Raw genomic sequence first — 20,139 nt, 5'->3', positions numbered from 1 at the left:
GGCATTCGGAATGAAGGGGTGTACTAAAACCAGGTCTGGGCCGACAGCCAGGCGCGCGGTGCGCGGTCCGGGTCGCCGGTGGAGGGTTGCGCGGGCGTGGTGCGCCAGGCCAGGTAGCTTTTGATGAGGAACTTGCCGGGCCGGCCCAGCGTGGCGCCCACGCCGAAGGAGCCCAGGCTCAAGGTGTTGGTGTTGCCGGGCACGGTGGCGCCGTTGCGGTTGAAGTGCACGCGCCCGAAGTCGTAAAAGGCGAGCAAGGTCAGCGGCTCGCCCCAGGGCGCTTGCGGGAACTGGTAGCGCGACTCCAGGTTGAGCAGGAAACCCGTGTCGCCTACGCCTTCGCCCACCGGGTAGCCGCGCACGCCGTTGGGCCCGCCCAGCACCATTTTTTCGGCGGAGCTGAGGTTCTTCGAGGCGAGCTGGGCCTGGGCCGCGAGGTGAACGCTGTAGGGCGCATCGAAAAACTGCGAGCGCTGGAACTCCAGGTTCAGCTTGCTGAAGCCGCCCGCCGTGCGCAGGCCGCCCAGGCCGTCGTCCAGGGCCTGGTCGGCCGCATTGAGCGTGAGGCGGCCGAAAGTGAGGTTGAGGGCATAGTTGTTCAGGCCGCTGCCGCCCATCGCATCGTCGACAAAGTTGCCCGCCAGGCCCAGCCTGAGCGCCTGGACTTTGCGCTCGCTTTTGAGCGCGGGCGTGCGGGTTTCGTCGACCAGCTTTTTGTGTTCCGCGCTGATGAAGCCGTAAAGATTGGCACCGCGCCCGCGCAGCAGCGGCTGGGACAGGCTGACGCCGGCGATGTCGGCGCTGCCGCTGGCGCCCAGCGCTTCGAACTGTTTGCCCAGCGCGTAATCGAGCCGCGCCAGGCTCAGGCCCAGCCGCGTGCCGGAAGCGCCCACCGGCAAGGTGTAGCCCAGGCGGTAAAGGGTGGAGCCGGCCTGGTCGCTGTGCTGGGCGCTCAATGCCACCACGTCGCCGCGACCCAGCAGGTTGTTGATATTGGCGTTGAGCACGGCGCGCACTGCGCCGGCGGTGCGTGCGCCGTGGTTGTCGATGCTGACGGAGCCGTCAATACGCGGGCCCTTGGCCTGCACGGTGACCAGCACATCGGCCTGGCCCAGGCGCTCGCCGGGCTGGACGGTCGCGGCGGCCTCGAAGCCGGCCAGGTCGCGCAGCAGCAGCACGGGTTTGTCGAGCGCGTATTCGGTGACGGCGTCGCCCGTCTTGAGCTGGCCGGCCACCAGACTTTCGGCGAAGGCCTGTGAAATGCCGGAGCCTTCCACGCGCACCGTGACGCGGCCCACGCGCGCTTCGAGGATGGCGATGGTGACGCTGCCGCCCTGGGCGGCGAAGGCCTGCTCAGGCAAATAGGCCTGCGTGAGCAGGTAACCCTTTTGCCGGTAGTAGGCGCTGACGCTGTTGGCCGCTTCGCTCAGGCCGGCCATGTCGGTGGGCTGGTTCAGGCGGGACGCGAGCAGGGCAACGAGCAGCTCGCTGGAGAACACCGTGTTGCCGGTGAAGCTGAAGGCCGCCGGCGTGATGCGCGCCGCGCCGGGGGCGGGCGGCGTGGCCTGGGGTGGCCGCAGTTCCAGCGGCGGCTCGCCACGCGGCGGCAGCTGGGGCAGAGGCCCCGGAGACTCCAGCAGGGTGCCGGCATCCGGCCGCAACTGGGCCAGCGCAGGCGCAGCCCCGGCGGCGCAGGCAGCCCATACAAACCAGGCCGAGGCCTGGCGCAGTGAAACATGAGGAAGGGACAAGCGCAAACCCTTAAGCCAGATTGCAACAAAATGTTGTAAGCAGGTTGTAGTCTTTTGGGTTCACTCTGTCCAACAGTTTCCCTGTTTCGGACGCAGTTTTAGCGCGTATCTGTTTGTTTTTTCACACTTTTTTGATGTCGACCGGGCCAGGCGGCGAAGCGGCCCCCGAAATGTTGCAATTTGTAAAAATGCCGCTGCGCGAACTGTTTGCAGGCCCAGGCGCTATGGATTGTTTAGGCCCAATCAATTGGCCAAAAGATTAGTCAATCTCTACCATTGATGGAGAATCAATCGCTTTTAGCTATTTCAAAGGAGAGGCTGATGACTGAACTTGTACGCGCCAACCTGCCCACCCTGAAAAAAACCGCCAGCTATTACGTGGTGCACGTGACGGTGGCCGCGCTGGTCGCCTATGCGGTGACCGGCAGCTTTCTGCTGGCGATCACGCTCAGCCTGCTGGAGCCGACCGTGCAGGCCTTTGCCTTTTTCTTCCATGAAAAAGCCTGGCAGCGCTGGGGCGGCCAGCGCGCGGCCGCGCCCGTGGCGATGGGCGCCTAGCGGACTCAGTCTGGCCGGGGACTACGGCTCAGGCCGTACCCCAGACTTCACGTGCGGTCTCCACGACCAAGCGAAGCTTGTTGCGCTGCGCCTCGACGGCGATGTTGTTGCCGTGCACCGTGCTGCTGAAACCGCACTGCGGTGACAGCGCGAGCTGCTCCAGCGGCGCGTATTTCGCGGCGTCTTCGATGCGGCGCTTGAGGTCGTCCTTGCTTTCCATTTCGCCGAACTTGGTGGTGACCAGGCCCAGCACCACGGTCTTGCCCTTGGGCAGGTAGCGCAGCGGCCGGAAGTCGCCGCTACGGCTGTCGTCGTACTCAAGGAAGTAGGCGTCCAGGTCCATCTCCTTGAGCAGCGCTTCGGCCACCGGCTCGTAGTTGCCGGCCGCGGCGTGGGTGCTCTTGAAGTTGCCGCGGCACAGGTGCATGGCCAGGGTCATGCCGGCGGGTTTTTGCGCGACCACCTTGTTGATGAATTTGGCGTAGCGGTGCGGCAGCTCGTTGGGGTCGTCGCCGCGCTGGCGCGCCGCTTCGCGCATTTTTTCGTCGCAGAGGTAGGCCAGGTTGGTGTCGTCCATCTGCACATAAGTGCAGCCGGCCGCGGCCAGGCTGCGCAGCTCGTCGCCGTAGGCCTTGGCCACGTCGTCATAAAAATCCGGCTCGAGCTCGGGATAGGCCTCCTTGCTGATGCCGGCCCGGCCGCCGCGAAAGTGCAGCATGGTGGGCGAGGGAATCGTGACCTTGGGCGTGTTGCCCGCGCTGACCTGGCTTTTGAGGTACTGGAAGTCGGCAAGCTGGATGTCCTTCACGTGGCGCACCTTGTCGATCACACGCATCACGGGCGGCGCCAGTTCCATGCTGCCGTCGGGCCGCTGTATGGTGACCGGGATGTCGGTCTTCACGCCGCCGATCTGCTCCAGGAAATCGATGTGGAAATAGGTGCGACGGAATTCGCCGTCGGTGATGCTTTTCAGGCCCACGTCTTCCTGGAACTTCACGATTTCGGTGATGGCCTGGTCTTCAACCTTGCGCAGCTGTTCGGGCGTGATCTGGCCCTTGGCTTTCTGCTCGCGGGCTTCCAGCAGGTATTGCGGGCGCAGAAAACTGCCGACATGGTCATAACGGGCGGGTAGTTTGGCGGTCATGGGAAAGTCTCCGGAGTTGGCGAATTTGCAGATACAGGCACCATGGTATTCCAGCTGGAAACAGCCTCATTGAATACAACAACTCCTGATTTATCCTGAATTTTGGCCTTTTACTTGGCTTTTTGGCTATTTATGTATACATTGAGTATCCATGGATGCCAAAAAACCCACTTTTCCGCTCAACGCCTGGTATGCCGCCGCCTATGACGTTGAAGTCGGCCGCAAGCTGCTGGCGCGCACCATCTGCAAACAAAAGCTCGTGATGTTCCGCCGCACCGACGGCCAGGTGGCTGCGCTGGAGGATGCCTGCTGGCACCGGCTGCTGCCGCTGTCCATGGGTTCGCTGGACGGCGACGAAGTGACCTGCGGCTACCACGGCCTGGTCTATAACGCCCAGGGCCGCTGCACCCATATGCCCAGCCAGGAAACCCTCAACCCCTCGGCCTGCGTGCGCGCCTTCCCGGCGGTGGAAAAGCATCGCTTCGTCTGGATCTGGCCAGGGGACCCGGCCAAGGCGGACCCGGCGCTGGTGCCCGACATGCACTGGAACGACGACCCGGCCTGGGCCGGCGACGGCAAGCTGATCACCGTGAAGTGCGACTACCGCCTGGTGGTGGACAACCTGATGGACCTGACCCACGAGACCTTTGTGCACGGCTCCAGCATCGGCCAGCGCGCGGTGGCTGAGGCGCCCTTTGTGGCCACGCATGGCGACCGCACGGCCACCGTCACGCGCTGGATGGAAAACATCGACGCACCGCCCTTCTGGGCCGGGCAGATCGAGCATGCGCGCGGCTACAAGGGCAAGGTGGACCGCTGGCAGATCATCCGGTTCGAAGCACCCTGCACCGTGAACATCGACGTCGGTGTGGCCGAGGCCGGCTCGGGCGCGCCGCCCAAAGACGGGCAGCCGGGCGACCGCAGCAAGGGCGTCAACGGCTTTGTGCTGAACACCGTGACGCCCGAGACCGACGGCAGCTGCCACTACTTCTGGGCCTTCGCGCGCAACTACTGCCTGGGTGAGCAGCGCCTGACGCACCAGCTGCGCGAGGGCGTGGCCGGCATCTTCCGCGAGGACGAGCATGTGCTGGAGGCCCAGCAGGTCGCGATCGAGGAGCACCCGGACCACCAGTTCTACAACCTCAACATCGATGCCGGCTCCATGTGGGCCAGGCGCCTGATAGACCGCATGATTGCGCAGGAGGCGCCGCCCGCGCCCGTGATTCCCATCCGCCTGGCGGCCTGAACCCATGGTGAAAGCACTCCCTATGGCCAACGCCGCCAACCCAGCCGCCGCATCCAACAACAGCCTGGAAAGCGCGCAGGTGAGGGCGCAGCTGCAGCTGCGCGAGATGATCCTGGCGGGCGAGCTGCCCGGCGGCGCACGCATCGCCGAACTGTCCATTGTCGAAAAGCTGGGCGTTTCGCGCACGCCGATACGCGCCGCGCTGATGCGGCTGGAGCAGGAAGGCCTGCTGGAATCGCTGCCCAACGGCGGTTTTGCGGTGCGTACTTTTTCCGAACGCGATGTGTCCGAAGCCATCGAGCTGCGCGGCACGATTGAGGGCCTGTCGGCGCGGCTGGCGGCCGAGCGCGGCGCGCCCACGGTGGTGCTGGGCGAAGCGCGCGAATGCCTGAACCGCATCGACGCTGTGCTGAGCCAGCCGGCCTTGAACGACGAGGCGTTTTCGGACTATGTGGCGCTCAACGAGCGTTTTCACGCGCTGCTCAGCGAGATGGCGGGCAGCGAGGTGATCGCGAAAGAACTGGACCGCGTCTCCAGCCTGCCGTTTGCCTCGGCCTCGGGTTTTGTGGTGGTGCAGGCCAACTCGCCGCGCGCGCGCGACATGCTCATCGTGGCGCAGGACCAGCACCGCCAGGTGCTGGACGCCATCGAGCAGCGGGAAGGCTCGCGCGCCGAAGCCATCATGCGCGAGCACTCGCGCCTGGCCCAGCGCAACCTGCGCGCCGCCGTGGCCAGCCACAACCTGGACCAGATGCCGGGCGTACGCCTTATCCGGAAGAAATGACCCCCCGAAGCGGCCTGCGGCCGTCTCCCCCCAAGGGGGCGCCGCCTGTGGCCCGGCAAAGCCGGTTCCACGTCGGCCCGTGAATTGAAGAGACTAAAGAGACCACGGAAAACTAAATGAAAGCAAATTCCAGCTGGACCGACGCGGTCATTGATTCTTTTGAAGACCTCACGCCCACCGTGCGCGAGTTCCGCATACGCCCCGCCGACGGGCAGGGCGTGCCGCGCCATGAACCCGGCAGCCACCTGCAGGTGCAGCTGCTGGTGGGCGGCAGGCCGCAGCAGCGCTCCTATTCCCTGGTCGGCGAGCCCGACGGGCAAAGCTGGCGCATCGCGGTCAAGCGGCTGGACGACGGCCGCGGCGGCTCGCGCGCGATGTGGCAGCTGGCCGCCGGCGACCGGCTGCAACTGAGCGGGCCGCACAACCATTTCCCGCTGGACCTCAATGCGCCGGCCTACCTGCTGGTGGCCGGCGGCATAGGCATCACGCCGCTGCTGGGCATGGCCCAGTCGCTGGCCGGGCGCTGCGCGCCATCGGGCCGGCCGCTGCGTATGCTGTACGGCGTGCGCAGCGAAGCCGAGCTGGCTTACGGCCAGGCACTGCATGCCTGCCTGGGCCTGCGGCTGCATGCGGCCGTCGACGCGCGCATCGACTTCGCCGCCGAGATCGCGGCCTTGCCGCCGGGCGCGCAAATGTATGTCTGCGGCCCCGTGCCCATGCTGGATGCGGCGCGCCATGCCTGGGAGGCCTCGGGCCGGCCGGCGACCGACCTGCGTTATGAGACCTTCGGCAACAGCGGCCGTTTTGCGCCGCAGGCCTTCCGGGTGCTAATTCCGCGCCATGCGCTTGACATCACCGTGCCGGCCGACTGCAGCCTGCTGGACGCGCTGGAGCTGGCCGGCGTGGAGGCGGTGTCCGACTGCAAGCGCGGCGAGTGCGGCTTGTGCACGCTGGACGTGCTGGCGCTGGACGGCGAGATCGACCACCGCGACGTTTTTCTGAGCGAGCATGAGAAACAGGGGAACACGCGGCTGTGCGCCTGTGTCTCACGCGTGGTCGGCTCGGTGACGCTCGATTCTTCCTACCGGCCCGACCTTTGACAAGGCAACTTGTGTGCGATCACCGGGCCATGCGCGCGATGATCGCGCAACGTCGATGAACAGGCATCAAACCAGGGGATGACCCGCGACAGAATGAACGCCAAGGGTGTTCGCATAAAGAACATTTGTGCAGATACCGCACTCATACTAGACTCGCAGCGTTTTGCGGCCGCATGCCGGGACGCAGCGGCAAGCACTGAAAAATCACCAGGAGACAAACATGAAAAAACGTAGCTTTCTTACCGCCGCCGCGCTGGCGGCCGCCACACTTGCCGCCGGCCCCGTGCTGGCCCAGGACAACACCTTCAAGATAGGCCTGATCCTGCCGATGACAGGCCAGCAGGCCACCACCGGCCGGCAGATCGAGGCGGCCGCGCGGCTTTATATGGCGCAAAACGGCGACACCGTGGCGGGCAAGAAGATTCAGCTGATCGTGAAGGACGACACCTCGCTGCCGGACACCACGCGCCGCCTGGCGCAGGAGCTGGTGGTCAACGACAAGGTCAATGTGCTGGCCGGCTTCGGCATCACGCCCTCGGCCCTGGCCACCGCGCCCATCGCGACGCAGTCCAAGACGCCCATGGTGGTGATGGCGGCGGCGACCTCCAGCATCACGCAGGCCTCGCCCTACATCGTGCGCAGCAGCTTCACCTTGCCGCAGGTCTCGGTCGCGCTGGCCGACTGGGCACCCAAGAACGGCATCAAGAAGGTGGTCACGCTGGTGTCCGACTACGGCCCCGGCATAGACGCCGAAAAATTCTTCAAGGACCGCCTGACCTTCAACGGCGGTGAAGTGACCGACGCGCTGCGCGTGCCGCTGCGCAACCCGGACTTCGCGCCCTTTTTGCAAAAGGTGCGGGACAACAAACCCGACGCGCTCTTTGTCTTTGTGCCTTCCGGCGCCGGCGCCGCGGTGATGAAGCAGTTCCTCGAGCGCGGCCTGGACAAGGCCGGCATACGGCTGATCGCCACCGGCGACGTGACGGACGACGACCAGCTCAACGACATGGGCGACGGCGCGCTGGGCGTGGTGACTTCGCACCACTACTCGGCGGCACACCCTTCAGCCGTGAACAAGAAGTTTGTGGAGGCTTTTTCCAAGGCCAACAAGGGCTTGCGTCCCAACTTCATGGCCGTCGGCGGCTATGACGGCATGCGCGTGATTTATGAAGCACTCAAGACCAGCAAGGGCCAGGGCGGCGGCGACGCGCTGCTCGCGGCCATGAAGGGCCAGCTGTTTGAAAGCCCGCGCGGCAAGATCTTCATCGACGCGCAGACGCGCGACATCGTGCAGGACGTCTACCTGCGCAAGGTCGAGAAGAAGGACGGCCAGCTTTACAACGTGGAATTTGACGTGATCAAGGACGTGAAAGATCCAGGCAAAGCCAAGTAAGCACGCCATCCTTCGCGTGGGGAGGCCAGGACACAAGCGCCGTCCGGCCCCCACCCCATCCCTCCCCCAGCGGGGGAGGGAGCAAACATCCAGAATCGACCCATGCTGACGCTTCTTTTTGACGGTATCGCCTACGGCATGCTGCTGTTTATCCTGGCGGTGGGCCTGGCGGTGACCATGGGCTTGATGAATTTCATCAACCTTGCGCACGGCGCCTTCGCCATGGCCGGCGGCTACATCACCGTGCTGCTGATGCAGCATTTCGGCGTGCCCTTTTTGCTGTGCCTGCCGCTGGCCTTTATCGGCTCGGCGCTGCTGGGCGGCGTGCTGGAGCGCACGCTGTACCGGCCGCTCTACCACAAGCCGCACCTGGACCAGGTGCTGTTTTCGATAGGCCTGGTGTTCATGGCGGTGGCCAGCGTGGACTACTTCGTCGGCTCGACGCAGCAGATCGTGCAGCTGCCGCAATGGCTCAAGGGCCGCACCGAGATCGGCAGCGGCGCCTGGATGCTGGGCATGGGCCACTACCGGCTGTTCATCATCGCGGTCTGCGCGGCGCTGACGGTGGGCCTGCAATACCTGCTGGCGCGCACGCGCTTCGGCAGCCGGCTGCGCGCGTCGGTGGACGACCAGCGCGTGGCCGCCGGCCTGGGCATCAATGTCAACATCGTGTTCCTCTCGACCTTCGCCGTGGGCTCAGGCCTGGCCGGCCTGGGCGGCGCGCTGGGCGCCGAGGTGCTGGGCCTGGACCCGGGCTTTCCGCTCAAGTTCATGATTTATTTCCTGATCGTGGTGGCCGTGGGCGGCACCTCATCGATCACCGGGCCGCTGCTGGCCGCGCTGCTGCTGGGCATCGCCGACGTGGCGGGCAAGTACTACATCCCCAAGCTGGGCGCCTTTATCGTCTACAGCCTGATGATCGTGATCCTGATCTGGCGGCCGCAGGGCCTCTTTGTGCGCAAGGGAGGCAAATAGCATGAGCAACACCCAGACATCGCTGCTCAAAAGCAGCCGCTGGAAACCCTGGGAGCCAGTGCTCTGGCTCATCGCCTTCGCCGCACCGGTGCTGATGCCCAGCCACGCATCCCTCATCAACGAGATCGCCATCGTCGCGCTGTTCGCCGTGTCGCTGGACCTGGTGCTGGGCTACACCGGCATTGTCTCGCTGGGCCATGCGGCCTTCTTCGGCATAGGCGGTTATGCCGCGGCGCTGTTCGCCAAGCTGGTCATGCCCGACCCGCTGCTGGGCCTGGCCGTGGGCGTCACCACCGCCACGCTGCTGGGCGCGGTCTGCTCGCTGACCATCCTGCGCGGCAGCGACCTGACCCGGCTTATGGTGACGCTGGGCGTGGCGCTGATCCTGCTGGAGCTGGCCAACAAGCTGGACTGGCTGACGGGCGGCGCCGACGGCCTGCAAGGCGTGGTCATGGGCCCGCTGCTGGGCCGCTTCGAGTTCGATCTTTCGGGCCGCACCGGCGCCTATTACTCGCTGGCCGTGTTGCTGGTCCTGTTTGTGCTGATGCGCCGCCTGGTGCATTCGCCGCTGGGCGCGACGCTCAAGGCCATACGCGACAACCGCCTGCGTGCCATGGCGATCGGCATCCCGGTCGCGTCCCGGCTGGCGGTGGTCTACACGGTGGCGGCCGGCGTGGCGGGCGCGGCCGGCGCGCTGCTGACGCAAACCACCGGCTTCGCCTCGCTGGATTTATTCGAATTCCACCGTTCGGCCGACGTGCTGCTGATCCTGGTGGTGGGCGGCGTGGGCTGGCTGTATGGCGGCGTGGCCGGGGCGATTGTGTTCAAGCTGATGCAGGACGCGCTTTCGTCCATCACGCCGCAGTACTGGACCTTCTGGATAGGCCTTTTCCTGGTGGTGCTGGTGCTGGTGGGCCGCGAGCGCCTGGTCCGGCCCTGGACCTGGCTGCCGCGGCGCGGGGGCCGGCCATGAGCGCGCCGGTCCAGGACGCGGTGCTGTCCGCGCAAGGCCTGGTGATGCGTTTCGGCGGCATCACCGCCACCAACAATGTGAGCCTGAACCTGCGGCGCGGCGCGCGCCATGCGCTGATAGGGCCCAACGGCGCGGGCAAGACCACACTGGTCAACCTGCTGACGGGCGTGCTGCAACCCACCGAGGGCCGCATCTTCCTCGAGGGCGAGGACATCACGCGGCTGGCGCCGCACCAGCGCGTCAAGCGCGGCATGGTGCGCACCTTCCAGATCAACCAGCTGTTTGACTCGCTCACGCCGCTGCAGACGCTGGCGCTCACCGTGTCCCAGCAGGCCGGGCTGGGCGCGAAATGGTGGCAGGCGCTGGGCCGCAACCGGGCCGTGGCCGAGCGCTGCGAACAGTTGCTGGAACAGTTTCACCTGACGGAGGTGATGGACCAGCCGACCCGCGTGCTGGCTTACGGCAAGCGCCGCCTGCTGGAGATCGCCGTGGCGCTGGCCTGCGAGCCGCGCGTATTGCTGCTGGACGAACCCGTGGCGGGCGTGCCGGCCGGCGAGCGCGAGGAGCTGCTGCAAACCGTGGCCGCGCTGCCCGCTGACGTTTCGGTACTTTTGATCGAGCACGACATGGACCTGGTGTTCAGCTTCGCCACCACCATGACGGTGCTGGTCAACGGCACGCTGCTGACCGAGGGCACACCCGAGCAGATCGCCGCCGACCCGCAGGTCAAGGCGGTCTACCTGGGCCATGGCGAGGAGCATGGGGAGGTGGCCCATGGCTGAGTTGCTCAAGGTCGACAAACTGCGCGCCGGCTACGGCGAGGCGGTGGTGCTGCACGAGGTCTCGTTCACGCTGGGCGAAGGCCAGACGCTCGCGCTGCTGGGCCGCAACGGCACCGGCAAGACCACGCTGATCAACACCCTGGCGGGCGCGACGCGCCAGCACGGCGGGACCATCTCCTTCGGCGCGGGCGCATCCATGGTCGCGCTGCACCAGCTGCCCTCGCACGAACGCGCGGCCAGCGGCATAGGCTGGGTGCCACAGGAGCGCAACATCTTCAAGTCGCTGACGGTGCACGAGAACCTGACGGCGGTGGCGCGGCCCGGCAAATGGAACCCGGATGGCGTGTACGCCATGTTCCCGCGCCTGGCCGAGCGCAAGGCCAACCTGGGCACGCAGCTGTCGGGCGGCGAGCAGCAGATGCTGGCCGTGGGCCGGGCGCTGGTGCTCAATCCCAGGCTGCTGCTGCTCGACGAACCGCTGGAAGGCCTGGCGCCCATCATCGTGGAGGAGTTGCTGCGCGCCATACGCCGCATCACGCGCGAGGAGGGCCTGAGCGCCATCATCGTGGAGCAGCACCCGCAGGCCATCCTGGCGATTTCCGACAGCGCCGTGGTGCTGGACCGCGGCATGGTGGTGCACACGGGCACGGCCCAGGCGCTGCGCGAGCAGCCCGAGCGCCTGAACCATTTGCTGGGCGTGGCGCGTTGAACGGACGGGCTGCGCGCCCGGCCGCTCCGTTCAGTATTTCGCGCTTAAAGCGCCCAAAAAACATCTACGCGCTGTTATCGTGAACCAGCTTCGCGGCAACGCGGCTTTCCATGCTGAAAAGTCAAAAGCGAAGCACCTTTTTGCGTAGATTCACTTACTAGGGTTTTCCCGTCCAACGGCCTACAATCCAGACCCTTACAAGAAATTGACGGTCGCCCGACCGTTTCCGCTGGAGACCCTGCTGATGCCGACACCCACCGCCGCGACGCCCGCCGACCGTGAAGAAAAACGCGCTGAACTGCGCCGCGCCGCCCTTGAATACCACGAGTTTCCGACCCCCGGCAAGGTGGCCATCGCGGCAACCAAGCAGCTGACCAACCAGCGCGACCTGGCACTGGCTTACTCCCCCGGCGTCGCCGCGCCCTGCGAAGAGATCGTCAAGGACCCGAACAACGCCTTCAAGTACACCAGCCGCGGCAATCTCGTGGCCGTGGTGACCAACGGCACCGCCGTGCTGGGCCTGGGCGACATCGGCCCGCTGGCCTCCAAGCCGGTCATGGAAGGCAAGGGCGTGCTGTTCAAGAAGTTCGCCGGCGTCGACGTGTTCGACATCGAGATCGACGAAAAAGACCCGGCCAAGCTGGTCGACATCATCGCCTCGCTGGAGCCGACCTTCGGCGCCATCAACCTGGAAGACATCAAGGCGCCCGACTGCTTTTATGTGGAGCGCGAGCTGCGCAAGCGCATGAAGATCCCGGTGTTCCACGACGACCAGCACGGCACAGCCATCACCGTGGGCGCGGCGGTGCTGAATGCGCTCAAGGTGGTCGGCAAGGGCCCCGGCCAGGTCAAGCTGGTAACCTCCGGCGCGGGCGCCGCGGCGCTGGCCTGCCTGAACCTGCTGCTCAAGCTGGGCATACAGCGCGAAAACGTATTCGTGACCGATCTCGCCGGCGTGGTCTATGAAGGCCGCACCGAGCTGATGGACGAGGACAAGATCCAGTTCGCGCAGAAGACCGACGCGCGCACCCTCGGCGAAGTGATCGCGGGCGCGGACATCTTCCTGGGTCTGTCGGCCGGCGGCGTGCTCAAGAAGGACATGGTCGCCAAGATGGCGGCCAAGCCCATCATCCTGGCGCTGGCCAATCCGAATCCCGAGATCACGCCCGAGGACGTCAAGTCCGTGCGCGACGACGCCATCATGGCGACCGGCCGCACCGACTACCCCAACCAGGTCAACAACGTCCTGTGCTTTCCCTATATCTTCCGCGGCGCGCTGGACGCCGGCGCCTCGACCATCACCGTCGAGATGGAAATCGCGGCCGTGCATGCGATCGCCGAACTCGCCCAGGCCGAGCAGAGCGAAGTCGTGGCGGCTGCCTATGTGGGCGAGAAGCTGGCCTTCGGCCCCGAATACCTGATTCCCAAGCCTTTTGATCCGCGCCTCATGATGAAGATCGCGCCTGCGGTGGCGCAGGCGGCGGCCGACAGCGGCGTGGCGCTGCGGCCCATCCAGGACATGAACGCCTACCGCGACAAGCTGCAGAGCTTTGTCTACGCCTCGGGCACGGTCATGAAGCCGATCTTCGCGGCCGCCAAGGCCGCCAGCCGCAAGCGCGTGGCCTATGCCGAGGGCGAGGAAGAGCGCGTGCTGCGCGCCTGCCAGATCGTGGTGGACGAGGGCCTGGCACGGCCGACGCTGATAGGCCGGCCCGCCATCATCGCCCAGCGCATCGAAAAATTCGGCCTGCGCCTGAAGGAAGAGCTCGACTACGACGTGGTCAACGTCGAGCAGGACCACCGCTACCGCGACTTCTGGCAGACCTACCACCGCATGATGGAGCGCCGCGGCGTCACCGTGCAGATCGCCAAGATCGAGATGCGCCGCCGCCTCACGCTGATCGCCGGCATGCTGCTGCACAAGGGCGACGTGGACGGCCTGATCTGCGGCACCTGGGGCACGACGGCCCACCACCTGGACTACCTGGACCAGGTCATCGGCAAGCGCGAGGGCGTCAACACCTATGCCTGCATGAACGGCCTGCTGCTGCCGAATCGCCAGGTCTTCCTGCTCGACACGCACGTCAACTGCGACCCGACGGCCGAGCAGCTCGCCGAGATCACCACCATGGCGGCCGAGGAAATGATGCGCTTCGGCATCAAGCCCAAGGCGGCCCTGCTGTCACACTCGAACTTCGGCTCCTCCAACCTGCCCAGCGCCCTGAAGATGCGCCGCACGCTGGAACTGCTGCGCGAAAAAGCGCCCTGGCTGGAAGTCGACGGCGAGATGCACGGCGACATGGCGCTGGATGCCGACGCGCGCGGCCTGATCATGCCCAACAGCACGCTGGCCGGCGAGGCCAACCTGCTGGTGCTGCCCAATATTGATGCGGCCAATATTTCGTACAACCTGCTCAAAACGGCGGCCGGCGGCAACATCGCGATCGGCCCCGTGCTGCTGGGCGCGAACAAACCCATGCACATCCTGACCGCCACCGCCACGGTGCGCCGCATCGTCAACATGACGGCCCTCACGGTAGCCGACGCCAACGCGGCCCGATAAGCCCCAATTAGATAGCCAGCACTAACTTATTTAGGCAAGAAGCCCTGTCTTTACTGCCTAAATTTTCAGCAGCCACTTGCGTTTTCCGGCCACTTGCGGCAAACTAGCTCTCTTGAAATTTAAGGGTTAACCCGAAATCGGCGGGCGGACCCTGGGTTCAGGAAAGGCTTCTTTTTCATGTTGCGCAATGGGTGGGGACGTCGGCAGGCAGCCAGAATGGCCGGCCTGCTGGTCTTGGCAACCAGCCTGAGCGGGCTGATCCCCAGCGTGGTGCAGGCCAAGGGCGCGGATTCACCGGCGCCGGTCGGCACGATCGCAGCGGCCCAATTGCCCCCGCAAGGGCGCGACATGATGACGCTGATTTACCAGGGTGGGCCGTTCAGGCATGACAAGGACGGCGTGGTGTTTGGCAACCGGGAGCGACTTCTTCCGGCCAACCGTCGCGGTTACTACCGCGAATACACCGTCCGAACGCCCAATGAACGCAGCCGGGGAGCCCGGCGCATTGTTTGTGGCGGCTTGAAACCCACCGCCCCGGATGCCTGTTATTACACCGACGACCACTATGCGAGTTTTCGCAGAATTGTTCAGTAAATGAACCGTGGTTGTTATTACGAGTTTTTGACTTCAGAGAAAGAGTAGCGGAGATGGATACACCACTTCGTCGGGACCACGAGACGCCGGTACGCAAGGACGGCGAAACGCCCTTGCGCGGCGTGCGGCCCAATATCGTTCAATCCATACGCGCCTTCCGGGTGCAGGACCTGCAGGACGCCGCGACGCAGCTGAACCAGCATTTCCTGTATGCCAACCTGGGCAATGCCCAGAGCAAGCAGGACGTGCTGGACATGATTGCGGCGCAATACACCTTCCCGGCCCACTTCGGCAAGAATTTCGACGCGCTGTACGACTGCATGACGGACCTGGTCCACAAGTCGGGCCCGCAGCCCGGCTTCATCGTCGTGCTCGAGCAGATTCCGGCCAACGCCAAATTTGACAAGGAAGCGCGCGAGCAGCTGCTCGACATCTTCCGGGATGCCTCGGACTACTGGGCGGATCGCAAGATACCGTTCAGATGCTTCTATTCTTTTCTGTAGCCCGCTCCCCAGACATCGGCCAAGGGGATCGGGCGAATGAGGCCCAGCAAGCAGTTGCAGAAGGTGAAGAAGTCATGCCTACCGACAAACTGGTAGACGTGTCACCTCTGGCATTGCGTATGAGCAGCCCGTTTAACGCGGGTTACTGGCTCGCCGCTGCTTGAAGTAAACCAAATGGAAATGGGCGCCGATGGCGCCCGCAAAAAAGCCCGTCGATGACGGGCTTTTTTTATGCCGGAAATTGGCGTTCAGGCTTGCAGCGCCTGCACCAGCGCCACGTACTCGGCGACCGGCACCTCTTCCGCGCGGCGCTGCACGTCAAAGGTCCCGCCAAAGCCCCGCGCGGCCAGCCACTGGCCCAGCGTGTGGCGCAGCAGCTTGCGGCGCTGGCTGAAAGCCACCTGAACCAGCTCGCTGAGCAGCCTGGCATCCAGCGCCGGCGGCACCGCATGCGGCACCATGCGCACCACAGCGCTGTCCACGCGCGGCGGCGGGTCAAAGCTCTGCGGCGGCACGAACAGCACATTTTCCATGGCGTAGCGCCACTGCAGCATCACGCTGAGCCGGCCGTAATCGCCGGTGGCAGGCGTGGCCACCATGCGGTCTATCACTTCCTTTTGCAGCATGAAGTGCTGGTCTTCAATGACGTCCACGGCGCCCAGCAGGTGAAACAAGATGGGTGTGGAGATGTTGTACGGAAGGTTGCCGACAACCCGGAGTTTTTGCCCCGGCGCGCAGGTGGTGCCCGCCAGCGCATGGATATCCACCTTGAGGATGTCGGACTCGACCACGTTGAGCTGGGGATGCTCGCGCAGCTGCCGGGCCAGGTCGCGATCCAGTTCAATCACGGTGAGCGTCCCGAGGCGCTCGACCAGGGGTTGCGTCAGGGCGGCCAGCCCGGGCCCGATTTCGACCACAGCCTGACCAGGCCGCGGCGCGATCGCCTGGACTATGCCTTCAATGATGCCCTGGTCGGTCAGGAAATGCTGGCCAAAGCGTTTGCGAGGGATGTGTTTCACGATGCAGCGGCCTTACCCACTAAACCAGCAGGGGCCGCGGAACCGGCTTTGCCGGGCTGCAGGCGCAGCGGCCCCTTTCATTATGAGAGGGGCAGGGAGAAGCCGCCGGCTACACGCAGTGAGCGACCGTGGGGGCCACATTCACTGCGGCGGTTCACGGTACTCCACATACGCGCGGCCACGGACCTCCTGGGCCCAGAGTGCGTAGGCTTCGCCCTGTTTCTTTTCGCGCAGCACGTTGCGCGCGATTTCGCGCTGGTCACGCAGCGAGAGCTGGGTGTCGCGGCGCTCCAGCACCTGGATAATGTGCACGCCGAAACGGGACACCAGCGGATCGGATACCTGGTTGGGCGCCAGGCTGTTCATGACTTTCTCGAACTCGGGCACAAACATGCCGGGGCTGGCCCAGCCCAGGTCGCCGCCCTCCTTGGCCGAGCCGTCATCGCTGTTCTCGCGGGCGAGGGCGGCAAAATCGGCTTGCCCGGCCTGGATGCGCTTCTTGAATTCAGCGAGCTTTTCGGTCGCGGCGGCTTCCGTCACTTTGGGGTTCAGCCGCAGCAGGATGTGGCGGGCATGGGTCTGCGTCACGGTCGCGCCGGGCATGCCGCCCTGGCGCTTTTCAATCACCTTGAGGATGTGAAAGCCCGCGCCGCTTCGCACCGGGCCGGCCAGTCCGCCGGTTTGCAGGTTTTTGGTGGCATCCACAAAAAGCGGGGGATAGCGGTCGGCGGTGCGCAGACCCATCTGGCCGCCGGTCGTGCGTGTGGCGGAAGCGGAGAACTCGGCGGCCAGCGCGGCGAAATCACCGCCGGCGCGGGCACGGTCGACCACCTGTTGGGCCCTGGCTTGCAGCGCCGCGACCTGTTCGGGCGTGGCATTCTCGGGCACCGCCACCAGGATCTCGCCCAGGTTGAGGGCCAGGGCGGAAGCTTCGGCGGTGCCGCCTTCCTGGTCGCGCAGGAACTGGTCGATCTCCTGCTCGGTCACGCTCACGCGCGACTCGAGTTCGCGCTGGCGCAGGCGGCCCACCAAAAGCTCGTCGCGCACTTCGGAGCGGAACTGCGTGTAGTCGATGCCGTCCGCCTTCAGGCGGCTGCGCAGCTCGTCCACGGTGATCTGGTTCTGGGTCGCGACGCTCTGGACCGCGGCCTGGATCGCGCTTTCATCGATCCGCACACCGGAAGCGCGCGCCAGCTGCAGCTGCGCCTTGTCACTGATCATGCGCTCCAGGACCTGCACCACCAGTTCGCTGCGCGGCGGCAGCGCCGTGCCCTGCTGGAGGATTTGCTGCTCGGTGCGGATCAGCTTGAGGCGGACCTCGCTGTTGGTGATGGGCTCGGAATTCACCACCGCGACGATGAAATCGGCCTGGCGCTGACCGGCCGGAGCCCGCGCGGCGGGATCGGACGACAGGCGCAGCGGCGCGGAGGGCCTCAGCCCCTGAGCTTGCGCCTGCGCCGTCAGCAGCATGGCGAGCGCGAACGCCGCCCCGGCGAGGCGCGGCAGGCCCGAGAAAAATTCTGGAACAAAGCGGTGATTAGTCATAAGTGGTAAAGCGGCTTGGAGCCTCGATTTTCTCACGCAGGTACTGGTAGCGCGGGACATTTGACTTGAGGGTTTCCAGGGGGTTGGCGCCTATGCGGGAGAAACCCACGAGCTCCAGCTGGAACATGATCCGGGTGTCCGACGTGCCCGTGCCGGTCTGCGAGCGCTGCAGCACGACGCGGCCTATCCAGCAGCAGCCGTCGTATTCGACGCCGATGATGGAATCGACCAGCCGCTTGTCCAGCACGCTGTAATTGAGCCGGCCGACCGCGTAGTAGCGCCCGCCGCCCTGGCCCTGCCCGGCGCCCAGGTCCTTGCCCCTGTCGCCCCACAGGTCGTTGATGGGCCATTGCCAGCCGATGTCGATCTGCTCGCTGACATTGCGCTGGCGCCGGAACGCGGCGCTGATGACGCGGTAGTTGCTCGGGTTGTAGCGCACGCCGAAAGAGGCGCGTTCGGACTGTTTGGTCTTGGGGTTGTACTGCACCGTGCTGTCGAAAGACCACTGCGGCACCCAGTTGACGGACGCGCCGACCAGGATGTCGCTGATCCGGTCGGTGACGGGCAGCGCGCCGGGCAGCGTCACGCGCTGGTCCTCAAAGCGCAGGCGCTGCGCAATGCCCACGCGCACGGCCTCGGCGCCGGTCGCCGGGTCCAGCAGGCGCGAGGTCACGCCCAGCGTCAGCAGGTTCGCGTCGGAAATGCGGTCATTGCCGACAAAGGCGTTTTCGGTGAACACCGTCGCGAAATTGAAGTCGTTGAGGCCGGAATCGTAGTTCGGCAGCCGGCTCTGGTCGCGAAAGGGCGTTCGCACATAAAAAGCCCGCGGCTCCAGCGTCTGGGTAAAGTTGCGGCCCAGGAAGCTCGCCTCGCGCTCAAACTGCAGGCCGCTGTCCAGGCTGAAGGTCGGAACGACACGCGAGGCCGAGCGCGCGCCGTCGACCAGCGGCGCGTCGAACTGGTAGCTGGTGGCATGCAGCTGCACCTTGGGCGTGATAAAGCCGGACGAGGACAGCCAGGGGCGGCTGACCTGCAGCTTGGTGTAGGCCCGGTTGCCGTTGGGCTGGTTCGTCAGCACCCGGTCCGCGGAGAACCGCGTGTAGTCGCCCTCGATGGACCAGTCAAAGCCATTGCCCAGGCGGCCCAGAGGGGCATCCACCCGGGAGTAACTGGCCGTGAGCTGCGGCAGGCGGTCATAGGGCGGGACGATGGGCGAGGTCACGTCCTGCAGCGTCTGCCATTTCAGGGTGCGCAAGGTGGAGGAGAAGAAGCCCTGGCTCCAGGACAGGGTGGCGTCCTGCGACAACAGCCGCTGGGTGGTGGATCCCAGCCGTGCCGGGAAATCGCGCCAATAGTCGTTGTCGCTGACACGGTTCAGGTTGAGGTTAAGCCCCAGCTTGCCGATCGATGGAAAGCCGGTATTGATGGTACCGCTGTGCTGGTAACCATAAGACCAGCGGTCCCGGTCGCGCAATTTGTCGCTCGGCAGGTAGTTGGCACGGAGCTGGCCGTAATAGGTGGGCTCCAGGTAGCGGAACTCGCCGGCCAGGTCTATGCCCCGCTTGGTCATGATCGCCGGGGAGAAGGTCGCGTCCCGATTCGGCGCGATGTCAAAGTAATAAGGCTGGCGAAATTCAAAGCCGTCGGTCGAGCCCATGCTGATGCTGGGCGGTAACAGGCCTGACTTGCGCTTGTCGCTCAGCGGAAAGCTGAACTTGGGAAAAGCCAGGATGGGCACGTCCTTGAAACGGACGACGGCCCCCCGGGCCACGCCGACCTCGGTCTCCAGGTCGAACTCAAAGCTGTTGGCGCGCAGCACCCAGGCCGGCTCCCAGCTCGCTTCATCGCCGCGCTCGCAGGTGGTGTAGCTGGCGCGCTGGGCCGTCAGGTGGTGTTCATCGAGGAAGTCGACCCGCTGCGCCCGGCCGTTGCCGCCATTGCTCAGGAAGCGGTAGTCCGGCGTGGTGAAAAACCCCTCGAAACGGTCCAGCTTGAGTTCCAGCTCGGGACCTTCAAAGCGGTTGCCGGCCCGGTTGACGCGGACATTGCCGCGGCTTTTGAGCTGGTCGTCGGGCTGGTAATACTCGATGCGGTCGGCGCGGATGGAGGTGGCGCCGCGGCGCAGCTCCGCATTGCCGTCGATGACCGTCTCCAGGTCGGGGCGGCCCGACACGCGGTCGCCGAAGACAAAGGTCGGGCCCCGGTCCTGCGGATCACTGGAGACTTCCTCGGCCAGCATGGGCGAGGGCTTGAGTTTCAGCCCGCCGCCGGATTCCGCCGTCTGCACCGGTGCCGCCGGCACCGCCTGGGCGTGCGCCGTCCCGGCAACAGTCATCCCCAGCGTGGCGCAGAACACAGCCAGCCTGGAGACAGCAAGAGCTACCGGGGAGAGAATAAAAGGCGAGCGGGATGCGCGGCGCATCGTTTATGTGAGATAAACCCGTTTGTAAAATCAGGCCTGATTATCCATGACCCTCCATCCCCTCCCCACAATGCCGAA

General features: G+C 65.4%; 17 protein-coding genes. 12 read left to right on the top strand and 5 right to left on the bottom strand.

What is annotated here, in order from left to right:
- Positions 1–23: 23 nt before the first annotated feature.
- Entirely contained in the window at positions 24–1,751 is a 1,728-nt protein-coding gene (locus tag AC1D09_RS17410) for a ShlB/FhaC/HecB family hemolysin secretion/activation protein (protein ID WP_477662201.1), read from the bottom strand.
- 321 nt (positions 1,752–2,072) lie between these two features.
- On the opposite strand from AC1D09_RS17410, the gene AC1D09_RS17405 reads away from it, so the two are divergent.
- Positions 2,073–2,309 (top strand): DUF2061 domain-containing protein, encoded by a 237-nt coding sequence (locus AC1D09_RS17405; protein WP_477662200.1) that lies wholly within the window; start codon positions 2,073–2,075, stop codon positions 2,307–2,309.
- 28 nt (positions 2,310–2,337) lie between these two features.
- Here AC1D09_RS17405 and AC1D09_RS17400 read toward each other — a convergent pair whose 3' ends face one another.
- On the bottom strand, positions 2,338–3,453 hold the full coding sequence (locus AC1D09_RS17400) for a 5-methyltetrahydropteroyltriglutamate--homocysteine S-methyltransferase (protein ID WP_074580226.1): 1,116 nt from the start codon (positions 3,451–3,453) through the stop codon (positions 2,338–2,340).
- A 151-nt stretch (positions 3,454–3,604) separates the two neighbouring features.
- Here AC1D09_RS17400 and AC1D09_RS17395 point away from each other — a divergent pair, with 151 nt between their 5' ends.
- The 11 genes from AC1D09_RS17395 to AC1D09_RS17345 all read left to right on the top strand — a co-directional run bounded on the left by AC1D09_RS17395 (position 3,605) and on the right by AC1D09_RS17345 (position 15,075).
- Complete coding sequence (locus AC1D09_RS17395; protein WP_477662199.1) at positions 3,605–4,699, top strand: aromatic ring-hydroxylating dioxygenase subunit alpha; 1,095 nt, start codon at positions 3,605–3,607, stop codon at positions 4,697–4,699.
- 22 nt (positions 4,700–4,721) lie between these two features.
- Positions 4,722–5,483, top strand: a complete 762-nt coding sequence (locus AC1D09_RS17390; RefSeq protein ID WP_477662277.1) for a GntR family transcriptional regulator — start codon at positions 4,722–4,724, stop codon at positions 5,481–5,483.
- Between the two features lie 116 nt (positions 5,484–5,599).
- Complete coding sequence (locus AC1D09_RS17385; protein ID WP_477662198.1) at positions 5,600–6,583, top strand: PDR/VanB family oxidoreductase; 984 nt, start codon at positions 5,600–5,602, stop codon at positions 6,581–6,583.
- A gap of 220 nt (positions 6,584–6,803) precedes the next feature.
- A complete protein-coding gene (locus tag AC1D09_RS17380; RefSeq protein ID WP_477662197.1) occupies positions 6,804–7,976 on the top strand; it encodes an ABC transporter substrate-binding protein in 1,173 nt (390 codons plus the stop codon).
- A 102-nt stretch (positions 7,977–8,078) separates the two neighbouring features.
- The gene (locus AC1D09_RS17375) at positions 8,079–8,951 is read left to right on the top strand and encodes a branched-chain amino acid ABC transporter permease (RefSeq protein ID WP_477662196.1); all 873 of its coding nucleotides are present in this window, start codon (positions 8,079–8,081) and stop codon (positions 8,949–8,951) included.
- A gap of 1 nt (position 8,952) precedes the next feature.
- Complete coding sequence (locus AC1D09_RS17370; RefSeq protein ID WP_477662195.1) at positions 8,953–9,924, top strand: branched-chain amino acid ABC transporter permease; 972 nt, start codon at positions 8,953–8,955, stop codon at positions 9,922–9,924.
- Positions 9,921–10,706, top strand: coding sequence for an ABC transporter ATP-binding protein (locus AC1D09_RS17365; protein WP_477662194.1), 786 nt, complete (start codon positions 9,921–9,923; stop codon positions 10,704–10,706). The genes AC1D09_RS17370 and AC1D09_RS17365 overlap by 4 nt, the downstream gene beginning before the upstream one ends.
- The gene (locus AC1D09_RS17360) at positions 10,699–11,415 is read left to right on the top strand and encodes an ABC transporter ATP-binding protein (RefSeq protein ID WP_477662193.1); all 717 of its coding nucleotides are present in this window, start codon (positions 10,699–10,701) and stop codon (positions 11,413–11,415) included. The genes AC1D09_RS17365 and AC1D09_RS17360 overlap by 8 nt, the downstream gene beginning before the upstream one ends.
- Before the next feature lie 244 nt (positions 11,416–11,659).
- Positions 11,660–13,978 carry an NADP-dependent malic enzyme gene (locus tag AC1D09_RS17355; protein WP_477662192.1) on the top strand — a complete coding sequence of 773 codons (2,319 nt, stop codon included), beginning with the start codon at positions 11,660–11,662 and terminating at the stop codon, positions 13,976–13,978.
- A 216-nt stretch (positions 13,979–14,194) separates the two neighbouring features.
- Positions 14,195–14,572, top strand: coding sequence for a guanyl-specific ribonuclease (locus AC1D09_RS17350; protein ID WP_139201092.1), 378 nt, complete (start codon positions 14,195–14,197; stop codon positions 14,570–14,572).
- 53 nt (positions 14,573–14,625) lie between these two features.
- Entirely contained in the window at positions 14,626–15,075 is a 450-nt protein-coding gene (locus AC1D09_RS17345) for a barstar family protein (RefSeq protein WP_477662191.1), read from the top strand.
- 248 nt (positions 15,076–15,323) lie between these two features.
- Here the strand turns inward: AC1D09_RS17345 and rsmA are convergent, their stop codons facing one another.
- From rsmA to AC1D09_RS17330, 3 genes are all read right to left on the bottom strand, one after another.
- Complete coding sequence (rsmA, locus tag AC1D09_RS17340) at positions 15,324–16,094, bottom strand: 16S rRNA (adenine(1518)-N(6)/adenine(1519)-N(6))-dimethyltransferase RsmA (protein ID WP_477662190.1); 771 nt, start codon at positions 16,092–16,094, stop codon at positions 15,324–15,326.
- Positions 16,095–16,235: 141 nt separating this feature from the next.
- The gene (locus AC1D09_RS17335; RefSeq protein WP_477662189.1) at positions 16,236–17,639 is read right to left on the bottom strand and encodes a peptidylprolyl isomerase; all 1,404 of its coding nucleotides are present in this window, start codon (positions 17,637–17,639) and stop codon (positions 16,236–16,238) included.
- Complete coding sequence (locus tag AC1D09_RS17330; RefSeq protein ID WP_477662188.1) at positions 17,632–20,061, bottom strand: LPS-assembly protein LptD; 2,430 nt, start codon at positions 20,059–20,061, stop codon at positions 17,632–17,634. Before AC1D09_RS17330 ends, AC1D09_RS17335 begins: the two co-directional genes overlap by 8 nt.
- Positions 20,062–20,139: the final 78 nt, after the last annotated feature.

The organism is Polaromonas sp. P1_A2 (assembly GCF_056406895.1).
This window is presented reverse-complemented; position numbering and strand designations above follow the sequence as displayed.

Excerpts from the sequence above, each read along its gene's own strand:
- AC1D09_RS17405 (WP_477662200.1), top strand. The coding sequence starts at position 2,073 with ATGACTGAACTTGTACGCGCCAACCTGCCCACCCTGAAAAAAACCGCC.
- AC1D09_RS17400 (WP_074580226.1), bottom strand. The coding sequence starts at position 3,453 with ATGACCGCCAAACTACCCGCCCGTTATGACCATGTCGGCAGTTTTCTG.
- AC1D09_RS17395 (WP_477662199.1), top strand. The coding sequence starts at position 3,605 with ATGGATGCCAAAAAACCCACTTTTCCGCTCAACGCCTGGTATGCCGCC.
- AC1D09_RS17390 (WP_477662277.1), top strand. The coding sequence starts at position 4,722 with ATGGCCAACGCCGCCAACCCAGCCGCCGCATCCAACAACAGCCTGGAA.
- AC1D09_RS17385 (WP_477662198.1), top strand. The coding sequence starts at position 5,600 with ATGAAAGCAAATTCCAGCTGGACCGACGCGGTCATTGATTCTTTTGAA.
- AC1D09_RS17380 (WP_477662197.1), top strand. The coding sequence starts at position 6,804 with ATGAAAAAACGTAGCTTTCTTACCGCCGCCGCGCTGGCGGCCGCCACA.
- AC1D09_RS17375 (WP_477662196.1), top strand. The coding sequence starts at position 8,079 with ATGCTGACGCTTCTTTTTGACGGTATCGCCTACGGCATGCTGCTGTTT.
- AC1D09_RS17370 (WP_477662195.1), top strand. The coding sequence starts at position 8,953 with ATGAGCAACACCCAGACATCGCTGCTCAAAAGCAGCCGCTGGAAACCC.
- AC1D09_RS17365 (WP_477662194.1), top strand. The coding sequence starts at position 9,921 with ATGAGCGCGCCGGTCCAGGACGCGGTGCTGTCCGCGCAAGGCCTGGTG.
- AC1D09_RS17360 (WP_477662193.1), top strand. The coding sequence starts at position 10,699 with ATGGCTGAGTTGCTCAAGGTCGACAAACTGCGCGCCGGCTACGGCGAG.
- AC1D09_RS17355 (WP_477662192.1), top strand. The coding sequence starts at position 11,660 with ATGCCGACACCCACCGCCGCGACGCCCGCCGACCGTGAAGAAAAACGC.
- AC1D09_RS17350 (WP_139201092.1), top strand. The coding sequence starts at position 14,195 with ATGGCCGGCCTGCTGGTCTTGGCAACCAGCCTGAGCGGGCTGATCCCC.
- AC1D09_RS17345 (WP_477662191.1), top strand. The coding sequence starts at position 14,626 with ATGGATACACCACTTCGTCGGGACCACGAGACGCCGGTACGCAAGGAC.
- AC1D09_RS17335 (WP_477662189.1), bottom strand. The coding sequence starts at position 17,639 with ATGACTAATCACCGCTTTGTTCCAGAATTTTTCTCGGGCCTGCCGCGC.
- AC1D09_RS17330 (WP_477662188.1), bottom strand. The coding sequence starts at position 20,061 with ATGCGCCGCGCATCCCGCTCGCCTTTTATTCTCTCCCCGGTAGCTCTT.